The organism is Arthrobacter sp. SlRoot2-15, from assembly GCF_059739345.1.
Genome location: NZ_AP046058.1, coordinates 1,886,881 through 1,910,584 on the forward strand (window position 1 = coordinate 1,886,881; position 23,704 = coordinate 1,910,584).

Genomic DNA, 23,704 nt, shown 5'->3' on the forward strand with positions numbered 1-23,704 from the left:
GCCATGAGCTCGACCACACTCGAACCCACCCCGTCCCGCCGCGGGGCGCACTCCGGCGCTGCGAACCAGGCCGGCAACCGGGCCGGCGAGGGCCTCAGCACCGGCCCGGGCCCCAGTTTCTTGCGGGTGCTCAACTCCGAAGTCATCAAGTTCCGCACCCTGCTGTCCACCCTGATCCTGCTGGGTGCAACGATCGTCGTCATTGTGGGCGTCGGCGCCCTGGCGGCCTGGGGAATCGGCCAGGCCCTGCAGGCCTCCGGCGACAACCCGCGGCGCTCCGCCGCATTGGCCGCCCAGGGCGACATAGCCGCCGCGGCGCCAAGCGCGGGCATCTCGTTTGCCCAACTGATCCTCGGTTCGCTGGCCGTGCTGATCATCAGTTCTGAATTCACCACGGGAATGGCCCGGTCAACGTTTATGGCCGTGCCCAAGCGGATTCCGGCCTTCGTTGCCAAGCTCCTCGTCGTCACCGTCGCCGCCTTCCTTGTCACCGCCCTCTCGCTCTACCTCGCCGGCCTGGCGGCGGTACCGATCCTCGACCAGTACGGCCACACCCTCGACGTCTCCAGCGGCCAGTACTACCGGACCCTGCTGATCAACAGCGCCTACGTGGCCGCCGTCGCTGCTATTGGCCTGGCCCTGGGCGCACTGCTGCGCAACTCCGCCGGCGGCATCATGAGCCTTGTGGGCATCTTCTTCGTGCTCCCGATTGCGCTGCAGATCATCCAGGGCGACTTCGTCAAGGAACTGCGCAAGTTCATCCCGGACAACACGCTGGCCCCGATGACTGCCGCCGAGCACCTCCCGGACACCCTCGAAGCCTGGCAGGCGGCCCTCGTGTTGGGCGCGTGGGTGGTGATCCCGTTGGTGCTGGCCGGGTTCCTGCTCAAGAAGCGGGACGTCTAGCCGCATTGGCCCGGTCCGGGCAGGCCGCTGCCGGTTTGGCCGCGGCCTGCCCGGCACCCCAACGGGCAGGCCGGGCAGTGGTTTCCGGCACATTTCAAAATTGCCTGTGAGGCATCAGGCTTTGCCCCGTACGCCCTCTCACTGGAGATCCGCCCCAAAACAGGCGGCGTAATCTGTGGGCTTGCACAGAACATCGCCATTCCATTGCCGTCTAGGGTGAAACGACACTGTGGTCCACCGCACATCCGTCCCGGGCATCGCTTGGCGCGGGGCACGGACCGACACCACCCACGAAGGACGGCGCTTCATGCAGGCTGACCAGCAACTCTCCAAATCCCTGAAACCCCGGCATCTGTCCATGATCGCCATCGCCGGCGTCATCGGTGCCGGGCTCTTCGTCGGCTCCGGCGCCGCGATCCAGCAGGCCGGCCCCGGCATCCTTGTCGCCTACCTTGCCGCCGGTCTCGTCGTCATCCTGGTCATGCGGATGCTCGGCGAAATGGCAGCGGCGAACCCGGAAACCGGGTCCTTCTCGACCTACGCGGACAAGGCCCTGGGCCGCTGGGCTGGTTTCAGCATCGGCTGGCTCTATGCCTGGTTCTGGATCATCGTGCTCGGCATCGAGGCCACGGCGGGAGCGGCCATCATGCACCGTTGGGTCCCCGGCATCGACCAGTGGGTCTGGGCGTTGATCCTTATGGTGCTCCTGACCCTGACCAACCTCGGTTCGGTGAAGTCCTACGGGGAGTTCGAGTTCTGGTTCGCCTCCATCAAGGTCGCCGCCATTGTGCTGTTCCTGCTCTTCGGCGCCGCCGCCATCCTCGGCCTGATCCCCGGCGTTCCGGCCCCGGGCCTGGACAACCTGACCGGCAAGGGCGACTTTATGCCGAACGGACCCGGCGCCGTACTGGCCGGCATCCTGGTGGTCGTCTTCTCCTTCTTCGGCGCCGAAATCGCCACCATCGCCGCCGGCGAATCCGAGAACCCGGTCGACGCCGTCAAAAAGGCCGTCAAGTCCACGGTCTGGCGCATCCTGGTCTTCTACATCGGCTCGATCGCCATCGTCGTGACCCTTCTGCCGTGGAACTCGGCTTCCGTGGCGAAGAGCCCCTACGTCGCCGTGATCGAACTCTTCGGCATCCCCGGCGCCGGAACCATCATGGACATCGTGGTGCTGACCTCCGTGCTCTCCTGCCTCAACTCGGGCCTCTACACCGCCAGCCGCATGCTCTTCTCGCTCTCCCGCCGCGGCGACGCGCCCCGGTCCTGGATGCGGATTTCCAAGCGCGGCGTCCCGGCCGGGGCCGTGCTCGCCTCCACCGTGGTCGGCTTTATCACCGTGGGCCTGAACTACATCGCCCCGGACACCGTCTTCCTGTTCCTGGTCAACACCTCGGGTGCCATTGCCTTGTTCGTCTGGCTGGTCATTTCCGTTTCCCAGTTGATCCTGCGCCGCCGGATGGGCGCCGCAGCTAAGGAACTGGAGCTGAAGATGTGGCTTTTCCCGTACCTGACCTGGGTGGCGATCATCAGCATCGTCGCCCTGCTGGTGGGCATGGTGGCGCTCGAGTCCACCCGGGAATCGCTGCTGCTCTCCCTCGCCCTGGCCGCCGTCGTGGTCGGAATCGGACTGTGGCGCTACCGCAAGCACGGCGCTGCCACTGAGGAGCGGACGGGCCAGCCCGCCGCCGAGGCCCCCAGTGAGCAAGCCGCCGCCGGCGTCGGCCCGGCGTCGTAGCTTTCCCCGACGTGCCCCGCCACCGGACATGCTCAACGCCGGCGGTCACCGATGGACATATTGCCCATATGCCCATCGGTGGACGCCGCGGGAGGGCATGTCCGGTGGACTGCGGCCACAGGGCGGCCACAGCAGCGCCCTAGCCACGGCACAGCCCGGCGCGGTTGCATGGGGGCATGGACACCCCGACCCCGCCCCCGCACCCCAACCACGACCGCGGCCTGGAATTCGACCTCGGCACGCTGATGAGCCGCCGCTCGCTGGGCATGTTCCTTGGCGCCGGCACCGCCGCGGCCCTCGCTGCCTGCACCCCCGGCGGCTCCTCCTCCGGAGCCACCCCGTCCGCCGCCGCAACGAGCGCTGCCGCCACGACGGCGGGTCCGACGACGGCGGCCACCGCCTCTGCCTCCCCCACCCTGACCCGCGCCATCGCCGAATGCGGCGTCGAAATCCCGCAGGAAACGGCCGGGCCGTTCCCCGGCGACGGCTCCAACGGACCCAACGCCCTGGCCGCCTCCGGGGTGGTCCGAAAGGACATCACGGCCAGCTTCGGGACCACCTCCACCAAGGCCGCCGGCGTGCCGCTGACCGTGACGCTCACCCTGCTCGACAACGCCCAGGGCTGCGCCCCGCTGGCCGGAGCCGCCGTCTACGCCTGGCATTGCGACAAGGACGGGAAGTACTCGATGTACGACGCCGGGCTGAAAAACGAGAACTATCTCCGCGGCGTCCAGGAGGCGGACGCGAACGGGCAGGTCACCTTCACCACCATCTTCCCGGGCGCCTACAGCGGACGCTGGCCGCACATCCACTTCGAAGTCTTCGAATCCATGGGCAACGCCACCTCCGCCGGGCAGATCCTCGCCGTCTCGCAAATCGCCCTGACCGATGCCGCCTGCAGGGACGTCTATGCCTCGGCCGGCTACGAGTCCAGTGCCCGCAACTTCCCGCGGACCACACTCAAGTCAGACAACGTGTTCGGCAACGACGGCGGGATCTACCAGCTGGCGACGATGGCCGGTTCGGCCGCCGGCGGGTACACCGCAGGACTCAACGTCACCGTGTAGCGGCGGCGCTAGACTCGGAGCCATGCCTTCTTCCAGCACTGCCGCAGACCACATCCGGGACCTCGGCGCGTACGTCAGCGCGTCGCCGTCGAGCTTCCACGCCGTCCACGAGGCCGCCCGGCGGCTGGATGCGGCGGGGTTCACGGGCCTCGACGAGTTGCAGCCGTGGGACGGCAGCGGCGGCAGTGCCGGCGCCGGCAAGTTCTACGTGATCCGCGACGGCGCCCTCATCGCCTGGGTGACGCCGACGGGTGCCGGACCCGCCACCGGCTTCAACATCCTGGGCGCGCACACCGATTCGCCCTCCTTCAAGCTGAAGCCCAAGGCCACCACCGGCAAGTTCGGCTGGCTGCAGGCCGGCGTCGAGGTCTACGGCGGCCCGCTGCTGAACTCCTGGCTGGACCGCGAACTGCAGCTCGCCGGGCGGCTGGTCATGCTGGACGGCACCGAGCACCTGACCGCCACCGGGCCGCTGCTGCGCTTCCCCCAGCTGGCCATCCACCTGGACCGCGCCGTGAACGAGGGCCTGGCCCTGGACAAGCAGCAGCACATGAACCCGGTCTTCGGCCTCGGCGACCCCGCCGGCGCGGACCTCCTGGCCCTGCTCGCGGACCGGGTTGCCGGCGCGGACGTCGACGCGGCGCAGGTCGGCGGCTACGACATCGTCATCGCGGACACCCAGGCCCCGGCCGTCTTCGGTGCCCACGGGGAGTTCTTCGCGTCCGGACGGCTGGACAACCTCTCCGCCACGCACGCCGGGCTTGCCGCCCTCATCGCGCACGCCTCCGCCCCGGTGCCGCCGCAGGGCCCGATCGCCGTGCTTGCCGCGTTCGACCACGAGGAAATCGGCTCCGCCTCCCGCTCCGGTGCCTGCGGGCCCGTCCTGGAAGACATCCTGGTCCGCATCTCCGACGGGCTCGGTGCCACCGCGAGCCAGCGCCGGCAGGCGTTCGCGGCGTCGTTCTGCGTCTCCGCCGACGCCGGGCACGCCGTGCACCCCAACTATCCGGAGCGCCACGATCCGGCCAACCGGCCCGTCCTGAACGGCGGGCCGCTGCTGAAGATCAACGCCAACCAGCGCTACGCCACGGACGCGGCCGGTGCGGCGCTCTGGGCCGGGCTCTGCGCCGGCGCCGGAATCCCGTACCAGGAGTTCGTCTCCAACAACGTGATGCCCTGCGGCTCGACGATCGGCCCGCTCACCGCCACCCGGCTAGGGATCCGGACGGTCGACGTCGGCGTGCCACTGCTGTCGATGCACTCGGCCCGCGAGCTGTGCGGCGTCGAGGACCCGCACCGGCTCGCTGCCGTGACCGAACTGTTCTTCCGTACCGCGGCCCGTCCGGCCCCGGCGGCGTCCTAGGAGCCGGCGAGGCCGATCACGAGGTTGATGGTGGCGGCCAGGATGACGGTGCCGAACAGGTAGGACAGCAGGCTGTGCTTGAGGGCCTCGGCGCGGATCGCGTGGTTTTTCAGGGCGGTGTCCGACACCTGGTAGGTCATCCCCAGGCTGGTGGCAAGGTAGGCGAAGTCGGTGTACTGCGGCGGTTCGTCCTGGTTGAAGTCGATGCCGCCCACCGCGGACCCCGCCTTGGGCGCGGTGCTGTAGTAGAGCCCGGCGTACCGGACGGTGAAAAGCGTCTGCACCAGCATCCAGGCCAGCGCGACGGACGCGAGGGCCAGCAGGCCGCCGCCCAGCCGCGATCCGCCGTCGTTGCTGCTGTGCGAATCGAGCACGACGGCGGCCACGGCCGCGAGGCTGGCGACGTTGGCGGCCAGGATCATCAGGTCCGTGACGCTGCGGGATGGATCCTCCGAGGTCGCGTGGGCCTCGGTGCCGGCGGCGTCCAGCGGGCCGATCACGATCCACACCCAGACCACATAGGTCAGCGCGGCGCTGCTCCAGCCCACCGCCGGGGCCTCCACCCAGCGCCCGGCCAGCCCCGACGCGCCGGCAGCCAGCAGCCCGGCCAGCACCATCACGGCGAAGCGCAGCCGGCTGCGGTGGATCGTCGTTGCCGTTGAACGGGAGGGCGAACCAGTACTCATGCCCCGATCATGGCACACGCGCCCGGGGGGTTATCCACATGCCGGGCGGGGCGCTTCCGCCGCGGGCGCGGCGGGGCTTACGGTGGCGGAATAAGAAATCGCCGAAACCCGCCCGGATGCACTAAGCTATTGAAGTCTGTGCTGCGCCCTGCCTCCGTTCCGGGGGCGATGCACCGCACTGGTACCGCAAATGAACCTCCTGTTACGGAAATGCCGTAACCGCTTAGCCCAAAGGAGGTGGGTTCACATATGCGTCCTTACGAATTGATGGTAATCATCGACCCCGAGGTCGAAGAGCGTACCGTTGAGCCGTCGCTTCAGAAGTTCCTGAACGTCATCACCAACGATGGTGGAACCATCGAAAAGGTTGACATCTGGGGCCGTCGTCGACTGGCTTACGAAATCCAGAAGAAGTCCGAAGGTATCTACGCCGTGGTGAACTTCACCGCTGAGCCGGCTACCGCCAAGGAACTTGACCGCCAGCTGAGTCTCAATGAGACCATCATGCGCACCAAGATCACCCGCCCCGAAGAGCAGAAGGTTGTTGCTGAGTAATCAGCTCCACCCCTCAATCTTTAACCCCGCAGGAACGAACAAGGAGGCAGTAGATGGCAGGCGAAACCACTATTACGGTCATCGGTAATCTCACCAATGACCCCGAACTGAGGTTCACACCGTCCGGTTCGGCAGTAGCGAACTTCACCATCGCGTCTACTCCCCGCACCTTCGACCGCCAGTCCAATGAGTGGAAGGACGGGGAAACCCTGTTCCTCCGCGCGTCGGTATGGCGCGAAGCAGCCGAAAACGTCGCCGAGTCCCTCACCAAGGGCATGCGCGTGATCGTTTCCGGCCGCCTGAAGAGCCGTTCCTACGAAACCAAGGAAGGCGAGAAGCGCACCGTTATCGAGCTTGAGGTCGACGAGATCGGCCCCAGCCTGCGCTACGCCAACGCCAAGGTCAACCGCACCCAGCGCTCCGGCGGTCAGGGTGGCCAGGGCGGCTTCGGCGGCGGCAACAGCGGCGGTTTCGGTGGCAACTCTGGTGGAAACCAGGGCGGCGGCAACTCCGGCGGAAGCTGGGGCGGCAACCAGCCCGCGCAGCAGGATGATCCCTGGGCCACGCCCGGGGTCAGCAATGCAGGCGGCGGCTGGGGCAACGGCCCGGATTCCGAACCTCCCTTCTAAACAACATCTAAGGTCCGACGTCGGGACCCGCGACGCTGCCGCATGGCAGCGGCGCGACGACCGCCGCGGACCACCACCATCCCGTGGATCAATATCCACGGGCTCCCTAGAATAGGAGCTCCACGATGGCTAAGGCTGAACTCCGTAAGCCCAAACCAAAGTCCAACCCCTTGAAGGCCGCTGACATCACTGTCATCGACTACAAGGACGTAGCATTGCTGCGCAAGTTCATCTCCGACCGCGGAAAGATCCGCGCCCGTCGCGTCACTGGCGTCACGGTGCAGGAACAGCGCAAGATCGCCCAGGCAATCAAGAACGCCCGCGAAGTTGCTCTGCTGCCTTACTCCGGCGCTGGCCGCGGCTAAGGAAGGGATTAACTAACATGGCAAAGCTCATTCTGACCCACGAAGTAACCGGTCTCGGTGCTGCTGGCGACGTTGTCGAGGTCAAGGACGGTTACGCACGTAACTACCTGCTGCCCCGCAACTTCGCCCTGACCTGGTCCAAGGGTGGCGAGAAGCAGGTTGAGTCCATCAAGGCTGCCCGTGCCGCCCGCGAGCACGCTTCCCTGGAAGACGCTCAGAAGCAGGCCGCTGCACTGCAGGCCAAGCCGGTCAAGCTCGTTGTCAAGGCTGGCGAGACCGGACGCCTGTTCGGCACCGTCAAGCAGGGCGACGTGGCCGACGCTGTTGAGGCCGCTGGCCTTGGCCGCATCGACAAGCGCAAGGTTGAACTGCCGGCTCACATCAAGTCGACCGGTTCCTACCAGGCCAACGTCCGTCTGCACGACGACGTCTCCGCTGTGATCGAGCTCGACGTAGTCGCAGGCAAGTAGTCTCTTTGACTGACTGAACTGCTGGAAGGCCCCCGCTTCCGGATTCCCTTGGGAACCGGACGCGGGGGCCTTCTGCTTTAACGCCATCGCGGAGTCAGCCGTGGTGCAGCTCCGTGGTGACATGCCGGTAGCCGAGCCGGATCAGTTCCGCCAGCACGGCGTCGTCGACGTCGTCGAGCTTGTTGATGTACAGGCAGCCGGCGCCGGTCTTGTGCTTGCCCAGGCCGCCGAGCAGTTGGGCGGCCTGGGGCCCGTACGTGAGGCCGTAGAGCGAAAGGCTGGATTTCCTGGGGGAGAACCCGACGGCAGCGGCGTCGCCCTCCCTGCCGCTGGCGTACTTGTAGTGGCAGCGGCCGAAGCCCACAATCGTCGGACCCCACATTTGAGCCGGTTCCCCGTGATGTCGGACATCAGCGCCAGCAGGCGAAAGCCGTCGCTGCGCCGCACCGGGTGTTCGACGGCGGCGAGGAACTCCTCCACGGACGCGCCGGTTGCCTGGGTCTTGTTTTCTGCCATGCGGGCAGTCTCGCAGATGCGGTCCGTTGCTGTCAGCCGCGCCCTCCGCCCCGGCCGCCGCCGGTGGTAGCCTGCTGCGGTGAACGCCATGCCTGCAGCGCCCCGTCTCCGCCCCTTCGCCCAGGTGGATGTGTTCACCGACGTGCCCTATCGGGGCAACCCGCTGGCCGTCGTCGTCGACGCTGAGGGCCTCGACGGCGGGACCATGCAGCAGTTCGCCAACTGGACCAACCTCTCCGAGACCACCTTCCTGCTCCCGCCGACGCAGCCGGAGGCCAACTACCGGGTCCGGATCTTCACGGGCAGCGAGGAATTTCCCTTTGCCGGCCACCCCACCCTGGGCTCGGCGCACGCGTGGCTCGAAGCCGGCGGCGTCCCCGGCAGGGACGGCATCCTGGTCCAGGAATGCGCGGCCGGGCTGGTCAGGGTAAAGCGCGACGGCGCCCGGCTGGCCTTCGCGGCCCCGCCGCTGACCCGGACGGGTGCCGTGGCCGAGCAGGACCTGGTCCATGTCGCCGCCGGGCTCGGGCTGCCCCGGGAAGCAATGCTGGACGCCTCGTGGCTGGTCAACGGCCCGCAATGGATTGGCGTGCTGCTCGAGTCCGCCGAGCAGGTGCTGGCCGTCAGGCCGGACTACGCCGCGATGGAGGGGCTCAAGGTGGGGGTGATCGGCCCGCACCCGGGAGGATCCGCCGTCGACTTCGAGGTGCGGACGTTTATTCCCGGGGACGCGGCCGCGGAGGACCCCGTCACCGGCAGCTTCAACGCCGGGGCCGCGCAGTGGCTGATCGGCAGCGGACGCGCCCCCGAGTCGTACCTCGCGGCGCAGGGAACGGTGCTGGGCCGGGCCGGCCGGGTCCACGTCGACGCGCTGGGTGACGACATCTGGGTCGGGGGCAGCTCGGTCAGCTGCATCGAGGGGTTCGTCCTGCTCTGACCGGGCCCGGGGAGGGGAATAAACGGGTGATGCCACCGCTTCTATAGGTAGATGCAAACGCATGTAATAGCGTTGCTGAACTGGATTCGAACTAGGAGCACACCGTGGAAACCCGCCGTATCACCGTTCTCTCCGCCGGTCTTGGCGTCCCCTCGTCGTCCCGCCTGCTGGCGGACCAGCTGGCGGCCGCGGCCGAACGCCAGCTAACCGGCGCGGGCTATGCCGTAACGGTCGACGTCGTCGAACTGCGGGATCTGGCAGTCGAGATCGCCAACAACTTCGTGACCGGCTACGCCGCGCCGCGCCTCGCCGAGGTGATTGCCGGCGTTGAGGCCTCCGACGGCATCATCGCCGTCAGCCCGGTCTTCAGCGCCTCCTACAGCGGTCTGTTCAAGTCGTTCATCGACGTGCTGGACCCTAAGTCCCTGGACGGCAAGGCGGTGCTGCTGGGCGCCACCGGCGGAACCGACCGGCACCAGATGGTGCTGGACTACGCCATGCGCCCGTTGTTCAGCTACCTGCGCACCCGGACCGCTGCCACCGGCGTCTTCGCCGGCCCCCAGGACTGGGGTACAACGGGCGAGGGCGGATCGCCGCTTTCGGCCAGGATTGAGCGGGCGGCGGGGGAGTTCGCCGCCCTGCTCGACGGCGCCCAGCCGCGGCCGCGCCAGGCAGCGCTTGAGTCCTTGCCGTTCGAGCAGCTCCTCGCGGGGATCTCCGGCGGCAACTAGCGCGGCTCCCGGCGGCCGGCCCGCCCGACCGGGCGTGGCTGAACTTATTCGGCGGCCGGTTCGTTGTGCGGGACATGAAATGTCCTGTGGATTCCGTAGACCTGGTAATGAGCGAACGAAGCGGCGTGGAGATTGATTACTGCCCGCAATGCCGCGGCGTGTGGCTGGACCGCGGCGAGCTCGACAAGATCATCGACCGCGCGGCGGAGGGCCTGGCGCCGTCCGCCCCGGCCGCTCCCGCCCCGGCGCCGGCCCCGCCGGGACACATTCCGCCGCCGCTCTACAACCTGGACCCGCGCCGGGATGACCGCCGCCCGGACGACCGGCGCTTCGACGACCGGCGCCACGATGAGCGCCGCGACCGGCCAAGGTATGACCAGCCGCGCTATGACGACCGCCGCCGGCCCAAGAAGAAGGAAGGCTGGCTGGGGGACCTGTTCGACTTCTAGGCGCGGCCCGTCGCCGCGCCGGTCATTCCTCGAGCAGGGCGATGAACTCGCGCGCCTGCTTGAGGGAGATGTCCGAATGCCGGGTCAGCGCGGCCGCCGCACCCTCGGTGTCGCCGCTCCTGGCCAGCGTGCGGATGCGGCCGTAGATCTCGTCGTTGAGCATGTTGCTGCTGACCTCGCGGGTGACCTCGCCCTTGCTGGCGATTGCGCGGTACCGGTAGGGGAAGCGCTGCGGCGCGTCCTCGTCGTCGTCGTGCGCAGGCTGCCGGGGGGCCTCGCGGGGCCGGTACGGCTGCGGGTGGGCGGCCAGGGCCCCCACCGCGTCCCGGGAGGCGCGCAGGCCCTCGCCGGTGGCTTCCAGGTAGAGCTTGATGGCCGCCATGGCCTGGCCCTGGGCAATCAGGGCGTACAGCCGGCGGTGCTGTTCCTGGTCCAGCTTGGCCGCGGCGGTGCGGGCGAGTTCCGCCGAATTGCGGATGGGCTTCGGGGACTCGTCCGGCCGGGCGGCCGGGCGGCGGCGCCCCAGGGCGCGCGCGGCCAATACGACGGCGACGCCCGCGAGCACGAGGATCAGGAGGGGGACGAGCAGGGCTTCCATGGACTACAGCCGATCTATGTAATTCTTGGCGGTCAAGAGGTCTGAGTGGGTGGCCTGGCGCAACAACTTGATCGCCTGCAGTTTGTGCCCGGAGCGGGCAAGGGACTGCAGCTGAAGGGTGAACTGGGGGCTGAGCTGGCCGCCGGGCAGCACGGCCCCACCCAGAGCTGCGCGGGCGTGCTCCTGCTGCTGCGAATGCTGCTGTTCGTTCTGGCTCGGACGGGTTGAAGCATCCACGCGGGCCCGCGCGGCCAGGGCCGCCTTAACCTGGGCCTCGTAGTGGGCGCGGGAACGCATCGCCAGTTCGAGCTGGTAGCGCTCGGCGTCGGAGATGCCGAGGTTGCGCGGTTTAAGTGCCGCGGCCACTGCCCACAGGATGCCCGCGAGGATGAGGGCAGGCAGTATGACTATCAAGACGTCGCCCATGGCCACAGCTTATGCCAGTTGGCAGTTATCCACAGCACATTCCGGGTTTCGCATACACGCCGCCGCCTGGGACTTCAATGAGGCCGCAAATCCGTGACAAGCATCACAAAATTCGCATATTTGGGCTGTTGTGTGGCCCGGCCTCGCGGGTGCTATCCCCAGCCGCCGCGGTGCGGGCTGTGGATGAAGAGGTGGCAAATTTCTTTTTCGTCCACAAGGGAAAAGTGGTATTTCCGCAGGTCAGGGGCCTATAGAGCGGCAAACAATTCTTCTATCCACAGTTGTTCCCACAGGCTGTGCACAAGCAGGGGCCACTAGTCCACAGCTTATCCACAGGAGAGCCGGGAAGCCGGGTTGGAGCCTGCCCGATCGGGGGCTAACGTTGCGGGTGTCCGGCCGCGGGGCACCTGCCTCCGGTCCCGCCGCGCGGCCCGGCCCCACCGACGGAACCGTCCGGCGAGACCTGACCGGCGCCAGTCCTGCGGGGCAGCACAGACTGTCGGTGCGTGCTGATACGAATTAACCGGCGGGTGCCTGCAGGCGCGTGGCACCATTTGCCGCAACCCAGGCACCACAACACATGGCTTATCCGCCGGCAGGGAACGCGACCCCGCCGGAACACAATGAAGGACGGCAGTTTTGTCAGTTACGCATCTGGACTCGGTCGAGGGCACCCGGGGGGCCGAAGGCAGCCGCAAGCCGCCGCAGGACATCCCGGCGGAGCAGTCCGTGCTGGGCGGCATGATGTTGTCCAAGGATGCCATCGCGGACGTTGTGGAAATCCTGCGCGGCCAGGACTTCTACCGCCCGGCACACGAGACCATCTACGAGGCCATCATCGACCTCTACGGCCGCGGCGAGCCTGCCGACGCCGTCACCGTCTCGGACGAGCTGACCAAAAGGGGCGAAATCAACCGGATCGGCGGCCCGGCCTACCTCCACGAGCTGATCCAGACCGTTCCCACCGCGGCCAACGCGGGCTACTACGCCGAGATCGTGGCCGAACGGGCCGTCCTCCGCCGCCTGGTCAATGCCGGAACCAAAATCGTCCAGCTGGGATACGGCCAGGACGGCGAGGTGGAGGATCTGGTCAACCAGGCCCAGGCCGAGGTCTACGCCGTGGCCGAGCGCCGCACCGCCGAAGACTACGTTGTGCTCAAGGACGTGATGGAATCCACGGTCGATGAGATCGAGGCGTCCGGGCACCGTGGCGAGGGCATGGTGGGCGTCCCCACCGGGTTCTATGAACTCGACGAACTGACCCACGGCCTGCACCCGGGCCAGATGATCGTGATCGCCGCGCGCCCCGCCGTCGGTAAGTCCACCTTCGCGCTGGACTTCGCCCGCTCCGCGGCCATCAAGAATAACCTCGCCACCGTGATGTTCTCCCTGGAAATGGGCCGGAATGAGATCGCCATGCGCCTGCTCTCGGCGGAGGCAACGATCGGCCTGCAGGATCTGCGCAAGGGCACCATCAAGGACGAGCAGTGGTCCAAGATCGCCACCACCATGGGCCGGATGAACGATGCGCCGCTGTTCATCGATGACAGCCCCAACATGTCGCTGATGGAGATCCGGGCCAAGTGCCGCCGGCTGAAGCAGCAGCACGACCTCAAGTTGGTCATCCTCGACTACCTGCAGCTGATGAGCTCGGGCAAGAAGGTCGAATCCCGCCAGCAGGAAGTCTCGGAGTTCTCGCGTGCGCTGAAGCTGCTCGCCAAGGAGCTCCAGGTACCCGTGATCGCGCTGTCTCAGCTGAACCGTGGCTCGGAGCAGCGCCAGGACAAGCGCCCCATGGTCTCGGACCTCCGTGAATCCGGCTCGATCGAGCAGGACGCCGACATGGTCATCCTGCTGCACCGCGAAGACGTCTACGACAAGGAGTCCCCGCGCGCCGGCGAGGCGGACATCCTGATCGCCAAGCACCGTAACGGCCCCACCAAGGACATTGTGGTGGCCTTCCAGGGCCACTACTCCCGCTTTGCCAACATGGCGGGCGACGCCGGCGGCGGCGGAGGCTTCTAGAGCAGGTGGTTAGGCAGCCGGTTTCCGGGCGCCCGGCCCCTGATCTCCAGCAGTTCACGGGCGTGGGCGTGCAGCCGCCGGTCCTCCTCGGACACCGGAACCCACTGCGGAACCGGAACTGACGTACCGGTCTCGTCGCGCGCCACCATCACCGTCAGGCAGTACGTGGTGAGGTTCAGTTCGTGGCCCTTGGGGTCACCGGAGCGGACGTGGACGGCAATGTGCATGCCCTTCGTCCCGGTGTAGACCAGCCGGGCCTCCACCTCCACGAGGTGGCCGATCAGCAGAGGGCGGTAGAACCGCACGCCGCCTGAGAAGACCGCCACCGTGTCCTTGCCGCAGTAGCGCGAGGCGCAGACGTAGGCGGCTTCGTCGATCCACTTCATCACGATGCCGCCGTGGACCTTGCCGCCCCAGTTCACATCCGTGGGGGCGGCCATAAACCGCAGCGTGACGCGTTCGGCGGTCCCGGCGTCGGTGTATTCCTGCCCGCTCATGGCCTGGACGATGTCCTCACGGACCTTGATCCGCGCCAGGGCGTGGTCGCGCTGCTCGATTTCCTCCGGTGTGGACGGTTCAAACTGCGGGACCGGGATAGGTTTGCCGTCCTCGCCCACCGCCACGAAGATCACCATGCACTGGCTGCGCATGGTGGCCGGCCCGCCCTTTGGGTCGCCGGAGGAGACCACCGTCCGAATGTGCATGGAGGACCGGCCGGTGTAGACGATGGTGGCCGTGACCTCCACCATGTCGCCGCTGTTGACCGGATCCGCAAAGTGGATGTTGCCCACATAGGCGGTCACGCAGTAGGACTTCGCCCAGCCGACGGCGGCGGCGTAGGCCGCCTTGTCCACCCACTCCAGCACCGTCCCGGCGTCCACCGAGCCGCTGTGGCCGACGTCCGTGGGGGCGGCGAGGAAGCGCAGGGTGACGGCGTTGGCGGAAGTCTCACTCATGGAAGTGAGTGTACTGACCGGCGGCTTTGCCGCCCGCGGCCCGTTGACACATTCGGGGCGCCGGCCGCCACACAAGGCCCCCCACACAAACCCGCCAAAAGCCGCCAGGCACGGCGGCGGGCGGCCACCGTGGGGTGACCGCCCGCCGTCGGACGTACCGGGGGAGCCGCTGCTAGGCCAGGGCGCTGAGCCGGGAGCCGCTGCGGCCGAAGAGGGCCTGGTCCACGGAGACCTTGCCGGCGCCGACGAGGGCCACGGCCAGGGCCGCGGCAGCCAGGATCAGCACCAGTTCGTAGCCGCCCGCGGCGGCGAATATTCCCGCCGGGGCATGTACCAGGAACAGGGCGCCCAGCATGTCGACGGCGAGCAGCACGGCAAAGACGCGGGTCAGCACGCCGAGGATCAGGGCGACGCCGCCGACGAGCTCGAGGGTGGCGATTACCGGGGCGACGAGGTTGGCGGCCGGGACACCCATCTGCGCAAAGGCGGCCTGGGTGCCGGCAATGGTGAATTCGTTGAATTTCTGCCAGCCGTGGGCGGCAAACAGGAAGCCGGTAACGATGCGCAGGATCGTGCGGGCCGTAGTGGTGAGTGTGGGCTGGTTCATGGCATACCGTTCTGGGATCTGAAGGCGGGGGCTGCGCCTTTTACTTGAAGATTCAACTTCCATGATTGAGGTCATTGGTTGAAAAGTCAACTAATGCGACGCCGGGCGACGCCCGCGGGCCGGGCGGGACCGCTAGGGTGGTTCCGTGCCCGCGTCAGCCCCGAGTCCCGTTACGCTTCCGCCCCCGGCCCGCCGGCGTGAAATCCTCCGCCTTGCCGTTCCCGCCTTCGGGGCGCTGGTCGCGGAGCCGCTGTTCCTGCTGGCGGACTCCGCCATTGTGGGGCACCTGGGGGTCGCCCAGCTCGCCGGCGTGGGGCTGGCCTCGGCGGTTTTGCATACCGCGGTCGGACTCATGGTGTTCCTGGCCTACTCCACAACTCCGGCCGTGGCGCGGGCGGTCGGCAACGGACAGCTGCCCAGGGCGCTGGCGGCCGGCCGCGACGGCGTCTGGCTCGCGCTGCTGCTCGGGCTCGTCCTGGCCGCGGCCGGATTCCTGGCCGCCGAGCCGCTGCTGGACCTGATGGGCGGCCGCGGCGAGGTGCGCACCTATGCCGTGGACTACCTGCGCTTCTCCATGCCCGGCCTGGTGGCGATGCTGCTGGTCTTTGCCGGCACCGGCGTGCTGCGGGGCCTGCAGGACACCCGGACCCCGCTGGCCGTGGCCGCCGCAGGCTTCACCGCCAACATCGCGCTGAACCTTGTCCTGGTCTACGGCCTCCAGCTCTCGGTCACCGGTTCGGCGCTGGGCACCAGCATTGCCCAATGGGGCATGGCGCTGGCCTATGTTGTGATGGTCCAGCGCAACGCCCGCGCCCACGGGGTGTCCCTGCGCCCGGACTGGCGCGGGATCCGGGCGCTGGCCAGGGTGGGCTCCTGGCTGATGCTGCGGACGCTCAGCCTGCGCATCGCCATCCTGGCCACCGTGCTGGTGGCCACCGCCCAAGGCCCGGCCAACCTGGCCGCGCACCAGCTGGCGATGACCATCTTCACCTTCCTCGCATTCGCCCTCGACGCCCTCGCCATTGCCGCCCAGGCCCTCATCGGCAAGGAACTCGGGGCCTCCCGCGCCGCCGCCGCCCGGGAGCTCACCGGCACCATGGTCCGCTGGGGCCTCGGTTTCGGCGCGCTGACCGGGGTCCTGCTCGCCGCCGCCGCGCCGTGGGCCGGGCTCTTGTTCACCCCCGACGACGGCGTCCGGTCCACCCTCACGCTCGCCCTCTGGGTCCTGGCCGCGGGCCAGCCGCTCGCCGGCTACGTGTTTGTCCTGGACGGGGTGCTGATCGGCGCGGGCGATGCGCGGTATCTGGCGATCGCCGGCGTCGTGAATCTGGCCGCCTATCTGCCGCTGCTGCTGGCGGTCCGGCTCTTTGCCCCCGACGGGGCGACCGCGCTGCCCTGGCTCTGGGCCGCCTTCTCGCTCGGCTACATGCTGGCCCGCGCCCTCACACTGGGGCTGCGGGCCCGCACCGACCGCTGGATGCGGCTCGGCGCACACTGACGCGGCCGGGACGCGGCAGCCCCTAAACTGGACGGGTGACTCTCCCCGTATCCCCCCGCACCGCCACTGCCCTGACCGCTGCCGCTGACCTGTGGAAACCCGTGCTGGTCCGGGCCGCCGTCGCGCTGGTGTTCGGCGCCGTCACGGTGTTCTGGGCGGCCCCCTCCGTCGCCGGAATGGGCTGGGCGGGCGGACTCTACCTGCTGGCCAGCGGGGTAGTGCTCATCTGGAGCGTCAAAAAAACCGGCCTGCCGCACGGTGCAACCGCCGCCAAGACCCTGGCCGCTGCCGGCGCCGTGCTCACGGGGACCGGTGCCGCCGTCGGGCTGCTCCCCGGAAGCCTCGTCTTCGGCACGGTCGGCGCCCTCGGCCTGGGGCTCGCCGGTGCCGCTGAACTCTACCTTGGCCTGGCCACCCGCCGCCGTTCCGTGCTGGCGCGCGACTGGATCGCCTCCGGCGTGATCGGCCTCGGCACCGCGGTGGCGCTGCCCTTCTTCATCGACCTCGGCCCGCACGCGCTGCTGGGTGTTGCCGGCGGCGGCGCGATCATTGGCGGCGTGCTGTGGACCCTGGCGGGGCTGACCCTCCGGCATGATGCGCGGGGGGTTTCCGCGGAGGCCGTAAACTAGAGGGGACAGGTTCTACCCTGCGTAGAACAATCGCGGTATCACGACTGCCACGCCTGCCCGGCGCTGGCGGCAGGAGGAAAGCACCTTGGCAGAGCAGAAATCAGGAGAACGCCGCAGCCTGCGGACCTCGGTCAAGGGACCGCTGATGTTCTCCGCGTTCTGGGCAGTGCTGGCCTTTGTCGCCGTCCTGATTTTCGCCTCCGGTGGCAGTGCCAGGGCCCCCCGCTTCGACCTGGCCTTCACCGGCGCGGGCATCGCCTTCATCGTCACACTCGTGATCGCCGCCATGCTCTCGATGAGCTACAAGGACAACGCCGAGCACCTCGGCAAGGGTTCCGGCGTTAACCTGAGCTCGAAGCGGCCGGGCTCCTCCCATGGCGGCCCCGGCACGCAGCCGGCCCCCGAGGCTGACGACGCCGGCGGCGAACTCCGCTAGGACGCAGCCTTCCGCGCCCGGTAGGCGGCCACATGCGCGCGGTTGGCGCAGTTCCCGGTGTCGCAGTAGCGCTTTGAGCGGTTCCGGCTGAGATCCAGCACGACGGCGTCGCAGTCATCCGCGGCGCAGACCAGCATCCGGTCCATTTCCTTGCTGCGGATCACATCCACCAGTGCCATCGCGGCCTCCGTGCTCATCCGGTCGGCCAGCGGAGCTTCCGACGTGGTCGCGTGCAGGTGCCAGTCCCACTGATCGTGTTTGACCAGCTGCGGGAGCGCCCGGGCCTCACGCAGCAGCCGGTTGACGGTCTCGACGGCGGGGCCCTCGCCGGCCAGCCAGAGCGCGGCCAGTTCGGCACGGAGCCGGTGCACGCTCGCCAGTTCCGCAGCGTCCCGGGTCCGCGAGCCGGTGAAGCCCTCGGCGGCGAGGAAGCGGTCCAGGTCCGCAACGGTGGCCAGCTGCTCCTCCCCGTTGGCCGCCGTGTTGATCAGGCCGACCACCGAGCGCAGCGCAACTTCTGTGTCAGGGGCAAAAACCATCTTGACTCCTTACGTTGGCCGGGCGTACTGTCATGACCATAACCCTACTTTACTCCTGACAGGAGGCAGTCCGTGTCTGCCGCACGCCGCCCCGCCGCGCCCTCGGGCCTGAACCAACCGACCCGGCACGCCGCCGGCCCAAAGGGCGCAGGCCCAAGGCCCGGCGCCACGGGCTTCCTGGCCTCGGGGCTGGGCGTGGCCCTGTTCTCCTCGGCCGTGTTCGGCCTCTCCGGATCCTTTGCCAAGGCGCTGCTGGAGACGGGCTGGACGCCCGGCGCCGCGGTGACCGCGCGGCTCAGCGGGGCCGCGCTGGTGTTGGCCGTCCCGGCCGCCCTCGCCTTGCGCGGCCGTTGGCACCAGCTCCGGGACAACTGGCTCACCGTGCTGCTGTTCGGCCTGATCGGCGTGGCCGCGTGCCAGCTGTTCTACTTCAACGCCGTCGAACGGCTCTCGGTCGGCGTCGCGCTCCTGCTCGAATACCTGGCCCCGGTCATCATCGTGCTGTGGCTCTGGGGGGCCAGCCGGAAGCGGCCGCGGCCGCTCACGATTGCCGGCACGCTGCTCTCGCTCGCCGGACTGGTCCTGGTGCTGGACCTCACCGGGGCGGTGAAGATCGATCTCATCGGTGTGATGTGGGGGATCGCGGCCGCCGTCTGCCTGGCCATCTACTTCTTCATCACGGCCAGGGAGAACGACACCCTGCCGCCGATCGTGCTGGCGTCCGGCGGGCTCGTGGTGGGCGCGCTGGTGATGTGGCTGGCCGCGGCCACCGGGCTGCTGCCGATGGCCGCCAGCACGGCCGACACCCGGCTGGGCCCCTGGGTCACGCCCTGGTGGGTAGCGCTGGGCGGCCTGGTGGTCCTGGCCACCGTGCTCGCCTACGTGTCTGGCATTGTGGCCGCGCGGGCGCTGGGCTCCAAGGTGGCGTCCTTCGTCTCGCTCACCGAGGTGCTGTTCGCCGTGATCTGGGCCTGGCTGCTCCTCGGTGAGCTACCCGGCCCGGTCCAGCTCCTGGGCGGTGTGCTGATCGTGGGCGGGGTGGTGCTGGTCCGGCTTGACGAGCTCCGGCGGCCCGCCGCGCTGCCCGCGGAACTCGACCACGCGAACGACGTCGAACCCGTGCCCTGAGCGGCCGCGCCCGCCGCGGCGGCGGACGGCCCGGACGCGGGGCTACTTGCCGAAGCTGCGCAGCCGGAGCGAGTTGGCCACCACCAGCACGGAGCTCGCCGCCATCGCCGCGCCCGCGATCATCGGGTTGAGCAGGCCAAGCGCGGCCACCGGGATGCCCACTGCGTTGTAGAAGAAGGCCCAGAACAGGTTCGTTTTGATCGTCGCCAGCGTCCGGCGGGACAGTTCGATCGCCTGTCCGACCTGCCCCAGCTCGTTTCCCATCACGGTCAGGTCCGCAGCCTCGATGGCAACGTCCGTGCCGGAGCCCATGGCAATGCCGAGGTCCGCCTGCGCCAGCGCCGGTGCGTCGTTCACGCCGTCGCCGGCCATCGCCACCGTGGCGCCGCCGGCCTGCAGTTTCCGGACCGCGTCCACCTTGCCCTCCGGCAGCACCCCCGCGAAGACGTCCTCGGCCGGGATGCCAACGGCGGCGGCAACCTGGCCGGCCGCCGCGGCGTTGTCGCCGGTCAGCAGGATGGGCCGCAGCCCCAGCTCGCGGAGCCGGGCGATGGCCGCCGCGGAACCGGGCTTCAGCGTGTCGCGCAGGCTGATGATGCCCGCCGGTTCGCCGTCCACGGCCACCCAGACGGCGGTGGCCCCGGCGCCCTCCGCGGCGGCCAGGGCTTCCTGCTGCGGGCCGGAGACGGTGACGCCGTTCTCCTGCAGCCAGCCGGACCGGCCCACCGTGACGAGGCGCCCATCCACGCTGCCGCGGACACCGCCTCCCGGCGCCGAGTGGAAGCCGGTGACGGCGGGCAGCGCGGCGGCGCCGCCGTTCTCCTGCCCGGCGGCGAGTGCCGCAGCCGCGATGGCCCGGGCGACGGGATGTTCGGAGGCGGCCTCCGCCGCGCCGGCGAGGCGCAGGACCTCGCCCTCGCCGAACGGGGCGAAGGCGCGGGTGCCGTCAACGGCGAGGTGGCCGGTGGTGACGGTGCCGGTCTTGTCCAGCAGGATGGTGTCCACGGTGCGGGTGTCCTCGAGCACCTGCGGTCCCTTGATCAGGATGCCCAGCTGGGCGCCGCGGCCCGTCCCGGTGAGCAGGCCGACCGGGGTGGCCAGGCCGAGGGCGCACGGGCAGGCGATGACCAGCACGGCGACGGCGGCCGTGAAGGCGGCGCGGAGCTCGGCGTCGTTGACGGCGGGGCCGGCGGCGAGCAGCCAGGCAGCGAAGGTGGCCGCGGCGATGGCGAGGACCACGGGGACGAAGACGGCGCTGATCCTGTCCGCGAGCCGGGCGATCGGCGCCTTCCCGGACTGCGCCTGGGAGACCAGCCGGCCCATCTGGGCCAGGGTGGTGTCTGCGCCCACCCGGGTGGCGCGGACCAGGATCCGGCCGGAGGTGTTGATCGTGGCGCCGGTGACCGGGCTGTCCGGCCCGACCTCCACCGGCACCGATTCCCCGGTGACGAGCGAGGCGTCGACGGCGGACGTGCCCTCGAGCACCACCCCGTCGGTGGCGATCTTCTCGCCGGGGCGGACGACGAGGACGTCCCCGACCCGGAGCCTCTCCGCGGGCACCTTGAACTCGAGCCCGTCCCGGAGCACGGCCGCGTCCTTGGCGCCCAGGTCCAGCAGGGCCTTCAGGGCGTCGCCGGCCTTCTGTTTGGCGTTTGCCTCCAGGTAGCGGCCAAGCAGCAGGAAGGTGGTAACGACGGCGGCGACCTCGAAGTACAGTCCGCCGGAGCCCATGCCCTCCATGCCCGGGTGCTCGGTCAGGCGGGGATCGGCCAGCAGCTGCCACGCCGAGAAGGCGTAGGCGGCCGTGACGCCGATTGACACGAGCGTGTCCATGGTGGAGGACAGGTGCCGGGCATTCACCGCGGCGGCCCGGTGGAACGGCCAGGCCGCCCAGCTGACCACGGGCAGCGCCAGGGCGCCGGCAACCCAGCCCCAGTTCGGGAACTGGAAAGCCGGGAACATGGAGATCAGGAACACCGGGACGGTAAGGGCGGCCGCGGCCATCAGGCGGGGACCCAGCGTCGCCGACGGGCCTGCGGCCGGCGCCTCGGCTGCCGCGTCCCGGGGCGTCTTGAGCGTGGCCTTGTAGCCGGCGGCGTTCACCGTGGCGGTGATTTGCTCGTCCGTGATGCCTGCCGGAACGGTGACCCGGGCGGACTCCAGCGGCAGGTTGACCGAGGCGGTGACGCCGTCGAGCTTTCCGAGCTTGCGTTCGACACGGCCCACACAGGAGGCGCAGGTCATGCCCTCGATGTCGAGTTCAATCACCCGGCTTCCGGGCTGGTCCAGCAGTTGCGCGTTGCTCACGGTAGGTCCCCTTCGGTCCTGCTCGGTAAAAGTGCTGCCCGGCGGCGGGCTCAGGCCTCGTTCGCTACCACCAGGTAGCCGGCTTCGGCGACCGCTTCGCCGATCTCGGCGGGCGAGAGCGGCTTGTCGGAGGTGATCGTCACGGTCGAGACGCCGCCGGCGTTCAGGTCGACGTCGACGCTTTCGACGCCGGCCAGCGCCTCGAGTTCCTCGGAAACGGAGGACACGCAGTGCCCGCACGTCATGCCGGATACTTCAACGGTGGTGGAAACGGTGCTCATGGCTAGCTCCTTGGTGGGGGACTGGGGGTTGCCCAGCCCGATGGTGTGGTGAGTGGTGTTGCCGCTACCGCAGCAGGCGCCCGATGGCATCGGTGGCCTCCTTCACTTTGAAGTCGATGGCTTCAGCCCGAAGTTCCGGATCCGGCTCCGCCGCCGCACCGACCACGCAATGGCCGATGTGCTCCTCCACCAGCCCGAGGCTGACGGCGTGCAGGGCCTTGGTGACGGCGGCGACCTGGGTCAGGATGTCGATGCAGTACTTGTCCTCATCGACCATCCGGGCGATGCCGCGGACCTGCCCCTCGATCCGTTTGAGCCGCTTGAGGTAGGCATCCTTGTTGGCGGAGTAGCCGTGCTGCTGGGGCGCGGTGCCGTCCAGGGCGGCCGTGGCGGAGGCGTCGGACTCGTTCATGCCCTCAACATATACCCCCTAGGGGTATCTGGCAAGTACCCTCCGGGGGTATCGTGGCCGCGCCCGGCCGGACCCGGAAATTAAAGAGCTCCGGAGTGCGTTATTGGGGGATACGCACTCCGGAGCAGCTATGGGGTAGGGGGTTTCCCGCCTACGACTACAACCTTACTTGGCGGTAGCGACGATGCGCCAGCACCTCGAATAACTACTTTCGCTTTATTTTCCCGGGTCCGGCCGGGGCCCGAATCCCTGGGAGGCCGGGCCGTCCGGGGACAGCTGGCCGGCATGGAAATCGAAGTGGTCAACCGGGTAGGCGTAGACGTCCGCCAGCGACATCCTGGGCCGGAAAAACGGGTCCCACCGCTCGGGAAAAGACATGCAGCGGCCTAGTCGCCCGCGGGTCTCGCGGGCCAGGCGGCGCTCCAAAGCCAAGGTGGTGCGGCGGAGTTTCGCGGCCATCCGGCGGCGGTTGAACACGCGGGCGCCGGCCTTTGAGCCCCAGTAGTTGACGACGTCGAACGGGGCCGTCCCGGCGTTGAGAAGCCGCGCGAAGCCGCGGTTGACGGGAAGCGGCAGCCGGCCAAAGACGCGCACCAGCGGCAGCAGCGCCAGCACCACCATGTAGCCGAACACCATGTGGTACAGCAGTTCCTCGTTGCTCCAGCGGGTTCCTGCGCTGCGCCGCCGCAGCCACTCCGGCGTGGCGGCGGCCAGGCAGGCCTCCAGCTCGGCGCAGTTCCGGCGGTAACCGGCGGCCACGTCCGCGCGGTCAAAGCGCTTGGGGCTGTTGGGGCGGCCTTCGGGAGCGGCGGGGTCAGGAACCACGGCGGGACCCGCCCGGTCCGCTGGCACGGGCGGGAACGATCAGGATGGGCCGGTCCTGGTGGTGGCTCAGCCAGGCGGCCACCGAGCCGTTAAGGGCGGCGGTGATCCGGTGCCCCAGCCCGGGTTCGGGGGTGCCCACCACGATCATGGCCGCGCCGGCGTCCGCCGCCAGCCGCCCGAGCGCCCGGGCCGGATCCCCGGCCAGGGTCCGCAGGCTCCACTCGACGCCGGGACCCTCGCAGGCCGCGGCAATCTCGGAGCGCAGGCGCTCCGTCTGCGCCCGGAGTCCCTCGTTGTCCGCCTCGGGGTGCAGCGAGAGCCGGTGGGCGGAACGGGCCGGATCCCACTCCACCAGGTAGCTGGCCTCGTCGACGAAGGCGCAGACCAGCGGCGCGGCAAGGACCCGGGCCAGCTCCACGGCGGTTTCGAGCACCTCGGGCGACCGTCCGGGGAGGACACCGACAACCAGCGGTGGATGGGGCGTGCGCTCGGCGGGCATGGTCCATTTTTGCCTACATCCGGGCTGCCCGGCTAGGGCCATCGTGCCCGAGGCAGCTCTTGCCGGGGTGCTCAGTGCCGCCGACCGGGACTTCGTCGAGACCCAGTCCGAGTTCGTCGACTGAAT

General features: G+C 69.1%; 28 protein-coding genes and 1 pseudogene. 17 read left to right on the forward strand and 12 right to left on the reverse strand.

The window, feature by feature from the left end:
• Window positions 1-3: 3 nt before the first annotated feature.
• The 4 genes from AC6I9V_RS08575 to AC6I9V_RS08590 all read left to right on the forward strand — a co-directional run bounded on the left by AC6I9V_RS08575 (window position 4) and on the right by AC6I9V_RS08590 (window position 5,074).
• On the forward strand, window positions 4-906 hold the full coding sequence (locus tag AC6I9V_RS08575; RefSeq protein ID WP_497899084.1) for an ABC-2 transporter permease: 903 nt from the start codon (window positions 4-6) through the stop codon (window positions 904-906).
• 307 nt (window positions 907-1,213) lie between these two features.
• Window positions 1,214-2,644 (forward strand): amino acid permease, encoded by a 1,431-nt coding sequence (locus AC6I9V_RS08580; RefSeq protein ID WP_497899085.1) that lies wholly within the window; start codon window positions 1,214-1,216, stop codon window positions 2,642-2,644.
• A gap of 176 nt (window positions 2,645-2,820) precedes the next feature.
• Window positions 2,821-3,711, forward strand: a complete 891-nt coding sequence (locus AC6I9V_RS08585; RefSeq protein WP_497899086.1) for an intradiol ring-cleavage dioxygenase — start codon at window positions 2,821-2,823, stop codon at window positions 3,709-3,711.
• A gap of 22 nt (window positions 3,712-3,733) precedes the next feature.
• A complete protein-coding gene (locus tag AC6I9V_RS08590) occupies window positions 3,734-5,074 on the forward strand; it encodes a M18 family aminopeptidase (RefSeq protein WP_497899087.1) in 1,341 nt (446 codons plus the stop codon).
• On the opposite strand, the gene AC6I9V_RS08595 is transcribed toward AC6I9V_RS08590, so the two are convergent.
• A complete protein-coding gene (locus AC6I9V_RS08595) occupies window positions 5,071-5,760 on the reverse strand; it encodes a DUF1345 domain-containing protein (protein WP_497899088.1) in 690 nt (229 codons plus the stop codon). The two genes, AC6I9V_RS08590 and AC6I9V_RS08595, sit on opposite strands and share 4 nt — an antisense overlap.
• Before the next feature lie 249 nt (window positions 5,761-6,009).
• On the opposite strand from AC6I9V_RS08595, the gene rpsF reads away from it, so the two are divergent.
• From rpsF to rplI, 4 genes are all read left to right on the forward strand, one after another.
• The gene (gene rpsF / locus AC6I9V_RS08600; RefSeq protein ID WP_056736825.1) at window positions 6,010-6,315 is read left to right on the forward strand and encodes a 30S ribosomal protein S6; all 306 of its coding nucleotides are present in this window, start codon (window positions 6,010-6,012) and stop codon (window positions 6,313-6,315) included.
• A 53-nt stretch (window positions 6,316-6,368) separates the two neighbouring features.
• On the forward strand, window positions 6,369-6,944 hold the full coding sequence (locus tag AC6I9V_RS08605) for a single-stranded DNA-binding protein (protein ID WP_349412705.1): 576 nt from the start codon (window positions 6,369-6,371) through the stop codon (window positions 6,942-6,944).
• Window positions 6,945-7,069: 125 nt separating this feature from the next.
• Window positions 7,070-7,309 (forward strand): 30S ribosomal protein S18, encoded by a 240-nt coding sequence (rpsR, locus tag AC6I9V_RS08610; protein ID WP_003800144.1) that lies wholly within the window; start codon window positions 7,070-7,072, stop codon window positions 7,307-7,309.
• A gap of 17 nt (window positions 7,310-7,326) precedes the next feature.
• Complete coding sequence (rplI, locus tag AC6I9V_RS08615) at window positions 7,327-7,779, forward strand: 50S ribosomal protein L9 (protein WP_056736830.1); 453 nt, start codon at window positions 7,327-7,329, stop codon at window positions 7,777-7,779.
• Window positions 7,780-7,873: 94 nt separating this feature from the next.
• Here the strand turns inward: rplI and AC6I9V_RS08620 are convergent.
• Window positions 7,874-8,295: pseudogene (locus AC6I9V_RS08620) on the reverse strand (DUF1801 domain-containing protein).
• A gap of 88 nt (window positions 8,296-8,383) precedes the next feature.
• On the opposite strand from AC6I9V_RS08620, the gene AC6I9V_RS08625 reads away from it, so the two are divergent.
• From AC6I9V_RS08625 to AC6I9V_RS08635, 3 genes are all read left to right on the forward strand, one after another.
• Window positions 8,384-9,232, forward strand: coding sequence for a PhzF family phenazine biosynthesis protein (locus AC6I9V_RS08625; protein WP_497900284.1), 849 nt, complete (start codon window positions 8,384-8,386; stop codon window positions 9,230-9,232).
• Window positions 9,233-9,336: 104 nt separating this feature from the next.
• Window positions 9,337-9,963: an FMN reductase gene (locus tag AC6I9V_RS08630; protein ID WP_497899089.1), complete on the forward strand. Its 627-nt coding sequence runs from the start codon at window positions 9,337-9,339 to the stop codon at window positions 9,961-9,963.
• A gap of 74 nt (window positions 9,964-10,037) precedes the next feature.
• Window positions 10,038-10,412 (forward strand): TFIIB-type zinc ribbon-containing protein, encoded by a 375-nt coding sequence (locus AC6I9V_RS08635; protein WP_497899090.1) that lies wholly within the window; start codon window positions 10,038-10,040, stop codon window positions 10,410-10,412.
• Between the two features lie 22 nt (window positions 10,413-10,434).
• Here the strand turns inward: AC6I9V_RS08635 and AC6I9V_RS08640 are convergent, their stop codons facing one another.
• Together AC6I9V_RS08640 and AC6I9V_RS08645 are read right to left on the reverse strand one after the other, a co-directional pair.
• On the reverse strand, window positions 10,435-11,010 hold the full coding sequence (locus tag AC6I9V_RS08640; RefSeq protein WP_497899091.1) for a hypothetical protein: 576 nt from the start codon (window positions 11,008-11,010) through the stop codon (window positions 10,435-10,437).
• Between the two features lie 3 nt (window positions 11,011-11,013).
• Window positions 11,014-11,436, reverse strand: a complete 423-nt coding sequence (locus AC6I9V_RS08645; protein ID WP_497899092.1) for a hypothetical protein — start codon at window positions 11,434-11,436, stop codon at window positions 11,014-11,016.
• A 639-nt stretch (window positions 11,437-12,075) separates the two neighbouring features.
• On the opposite strand from AC6I9V_RS08645, the gene dnaB reads away from it, so the two are divergent.
• Window positions 12,076-13,461 (forward strand): replicative DNA helicase, encoded by a 1,386-nt coding sequence (gene dnaB, locus AC6I9V_RS08650; RefSeq protein WP_349412713.1) that lies wholly within the window; start codon window positions 12,076-12,078, stop codon window positions 13,459-13,461.
• Here the strand turns inward: dnaB and AC6I9V_RS08655 are convergent.
• A complete protein-coding gene (locus AC6I9V_RS08655; RefSeq protein WP_497899093.1) occupies window positions 13,458-14,417 on the reverse strand; it encodes an acyl-CoA thioesterase in 960 nt (319 codons plus the stop codon). The genes dnaB and AC6I9V_RS08655 overlap by 4 nt on opposite strands.
• Window positions 14,418-14,589: 172 nt before the next feature.
• Entirely contained in the window at window positions 14,590-15,024 is a 435-nt protein-coding gene (locus AC6I9V_RS08660; protein ID WP_349412716.1) for a DoxX family protein, read from the reverse strand.
• Between the two features lie 145 nt (window positions 15,025-15,169).
• Between AC6I9V_RS08660 and AC6I9V_RS08665 the strand changes: the two genes are divergently transcribed.
• From AC6I9V_RS08665 to AC6I9V_RS08675, 3 genes are all read left to right on the forward strand, one after another.
• Window positions 15,170-16,522: an MATE family efflux transporter gene (locus AC6I9V_RS08665; RefSeq protein ID WP_497899094.1), complete on the forward strand. Its 1,353-nt coding sequence runs from the start codon at window positions 15,170-15,172 to the stop codon at window positions 16,520-16,522.
• Between the two features lie 35 nt (window positions 16,523-16,557).
• Window positions 16,558-17,151 carry a hypothetical protein gene (locus AC6I9V_RS08670; protein ID WP_497899095.1) on the forward strand — a complete coding sequence of 198 codons (594 nt, stop codon included), beginning with the start codon at window positions 16,558-16,560 and terminating at the stop codon, window positions 17,149-17,151.
• Window positions 17,152-17,236: 85 nt separating this feature from the next.
• Window positions 17,237-17,587 carry a hypothetical protein gene (locus tag AC6I9V_RS08675; RefSeq protein WP_497899096.1) on the forward strand — a complete coding sequence of 117 codons (351 nt, stop codon included), beginning with the start codon at window positions 17,237-17,239 and terminating at the stop codon, window positions 17,585-17,587.
• On the opposite strand, the gene AC6I9V_RS08680 is transcribed toward AC6I9V_RS08675, so the two are convergent.
• The gene (locus AC6I9V_RS08680; protein ID WP_497899097.1) at window positions 17,584-18,126 is read right to left on the reverse strand and encodes a CGNR zinc finger domain-containing protein; all 543 of its coding nucleotides are present in this window, start codon (window positions 18,124-18,126) and stop codon (window positions 17,584-17,586) included. The genes AC6I9V_RS08675 and AC6I9V_RS08680 overlap by 4 nt on opposite strands.
• 177 nt (window positions 18,127-18,303) lie before the next feature.
• Between AC6I9V_RS08680 and AC6I9V_RS08685 the strand changes: the two genes are divergently transcribed.
• Window positions 18,304-19,254: an EamA family transporter gene (locus AC6I9V_RS08685; protein ID WP_497900285.1), complete on the forward strand. Its 951-nt coding sequence runs from the start codon at window positions 18,304-18,306 to the stop codon at window positions 19,252-19,254.
• Window positions 19,255-19,296: 42 nt separating this feature from the next.
• Here AC6I9V_RS08685 and AC6I9V_RS08690 read toward each other — a convergent pair whose 3' ends face one another.
• From AC6I9V_RS08690 to AC6I9V_RS08710, 5 genes are all read right to left on the reverse strand, one after another.
• The gene (locus AC6I9V_RS08690; RefSeq protein WP_497899098.1) at window positions 19,297-21,561 is read right to left on the reverse strand and encodes a heavy metal translocating P-type ATPase; all 2,265 of its coding nucleotides are present in this window, start codon (window positions 21,559-21,561) and stop codon (window positions 19,297-19,299) included.
• A gap of 50 nt (window positions 21,562-21,611) precedes the next feature.
• Window positions 21,612-21,842: a heavy-metal-associated domain-containing protein gene (locus AC6I9V_RS08695; protein WP_146336265.1), complete on the reverse strand. Its 231-nt coding sequence runs from the start codon at window positions 21,840-21,842 to the stop codon at window positions 21,612-21,614.
• Window positions 21,843-21,906: 64 nt separating this feature from the next.
• Window positions 21,907-22,254 (reverse strand): metal-sensitive transcriptional regulator, encoded by a 348-nt coding sequence (locus AC6I9V_RS08700; protein ID WP_497899099.1) that lies wholly within the window; start codon window positions 22,252-22,254, stop codon window positions 21,907-21,909.
• A 216-nt stretch (window positions 22,255-22,470) separates the two neighbouring features.
• A complete protein-coding gene (locus tag AC6I9V_RS08705; RefSeq protein ID WP_497899100.1) occupies window positions 22,471-23,079 on the reverse strand; it encodes a DinB family protein in 609 nt (202 codons plus the stop codon).
• Complete coding sequence (locus tag AC6I9V_RS08710) at window positions 23,069-23,578, reverse strand: universal stress protein (RefSeq protein WP_349412725.1); 510 nt, start codon at window positions 23,576-23,578, stop codon at window positions 23,069-23,071. The genes AC6I9V_RS08705 and AC6I9V_RS08710 overlap by 11 nt, the downstream gene beginning before the upstream one ends.
• Between AC6I9V_RS08710 and AC6I9V_RS08715 the strand changes: the two genes are divergently transcribed.
• A complete protein-coding gene (locus AC6I9V_RS08715; RefSeq protein WP_497899101.1) occupies window positions 23,577-23,702 on the forward strand; it encodes a hypothetical protein in 126 nt (41 codons plus the stop codon). The two genes, AC6I9V_RS08710 and AC6I9V_RS08715, sit on opposite strands and share 2 nt — an antisense overlap.
• The last annotated feature ends 2 nt before the right edge of the window (window positions 23,703-23,704 follow it).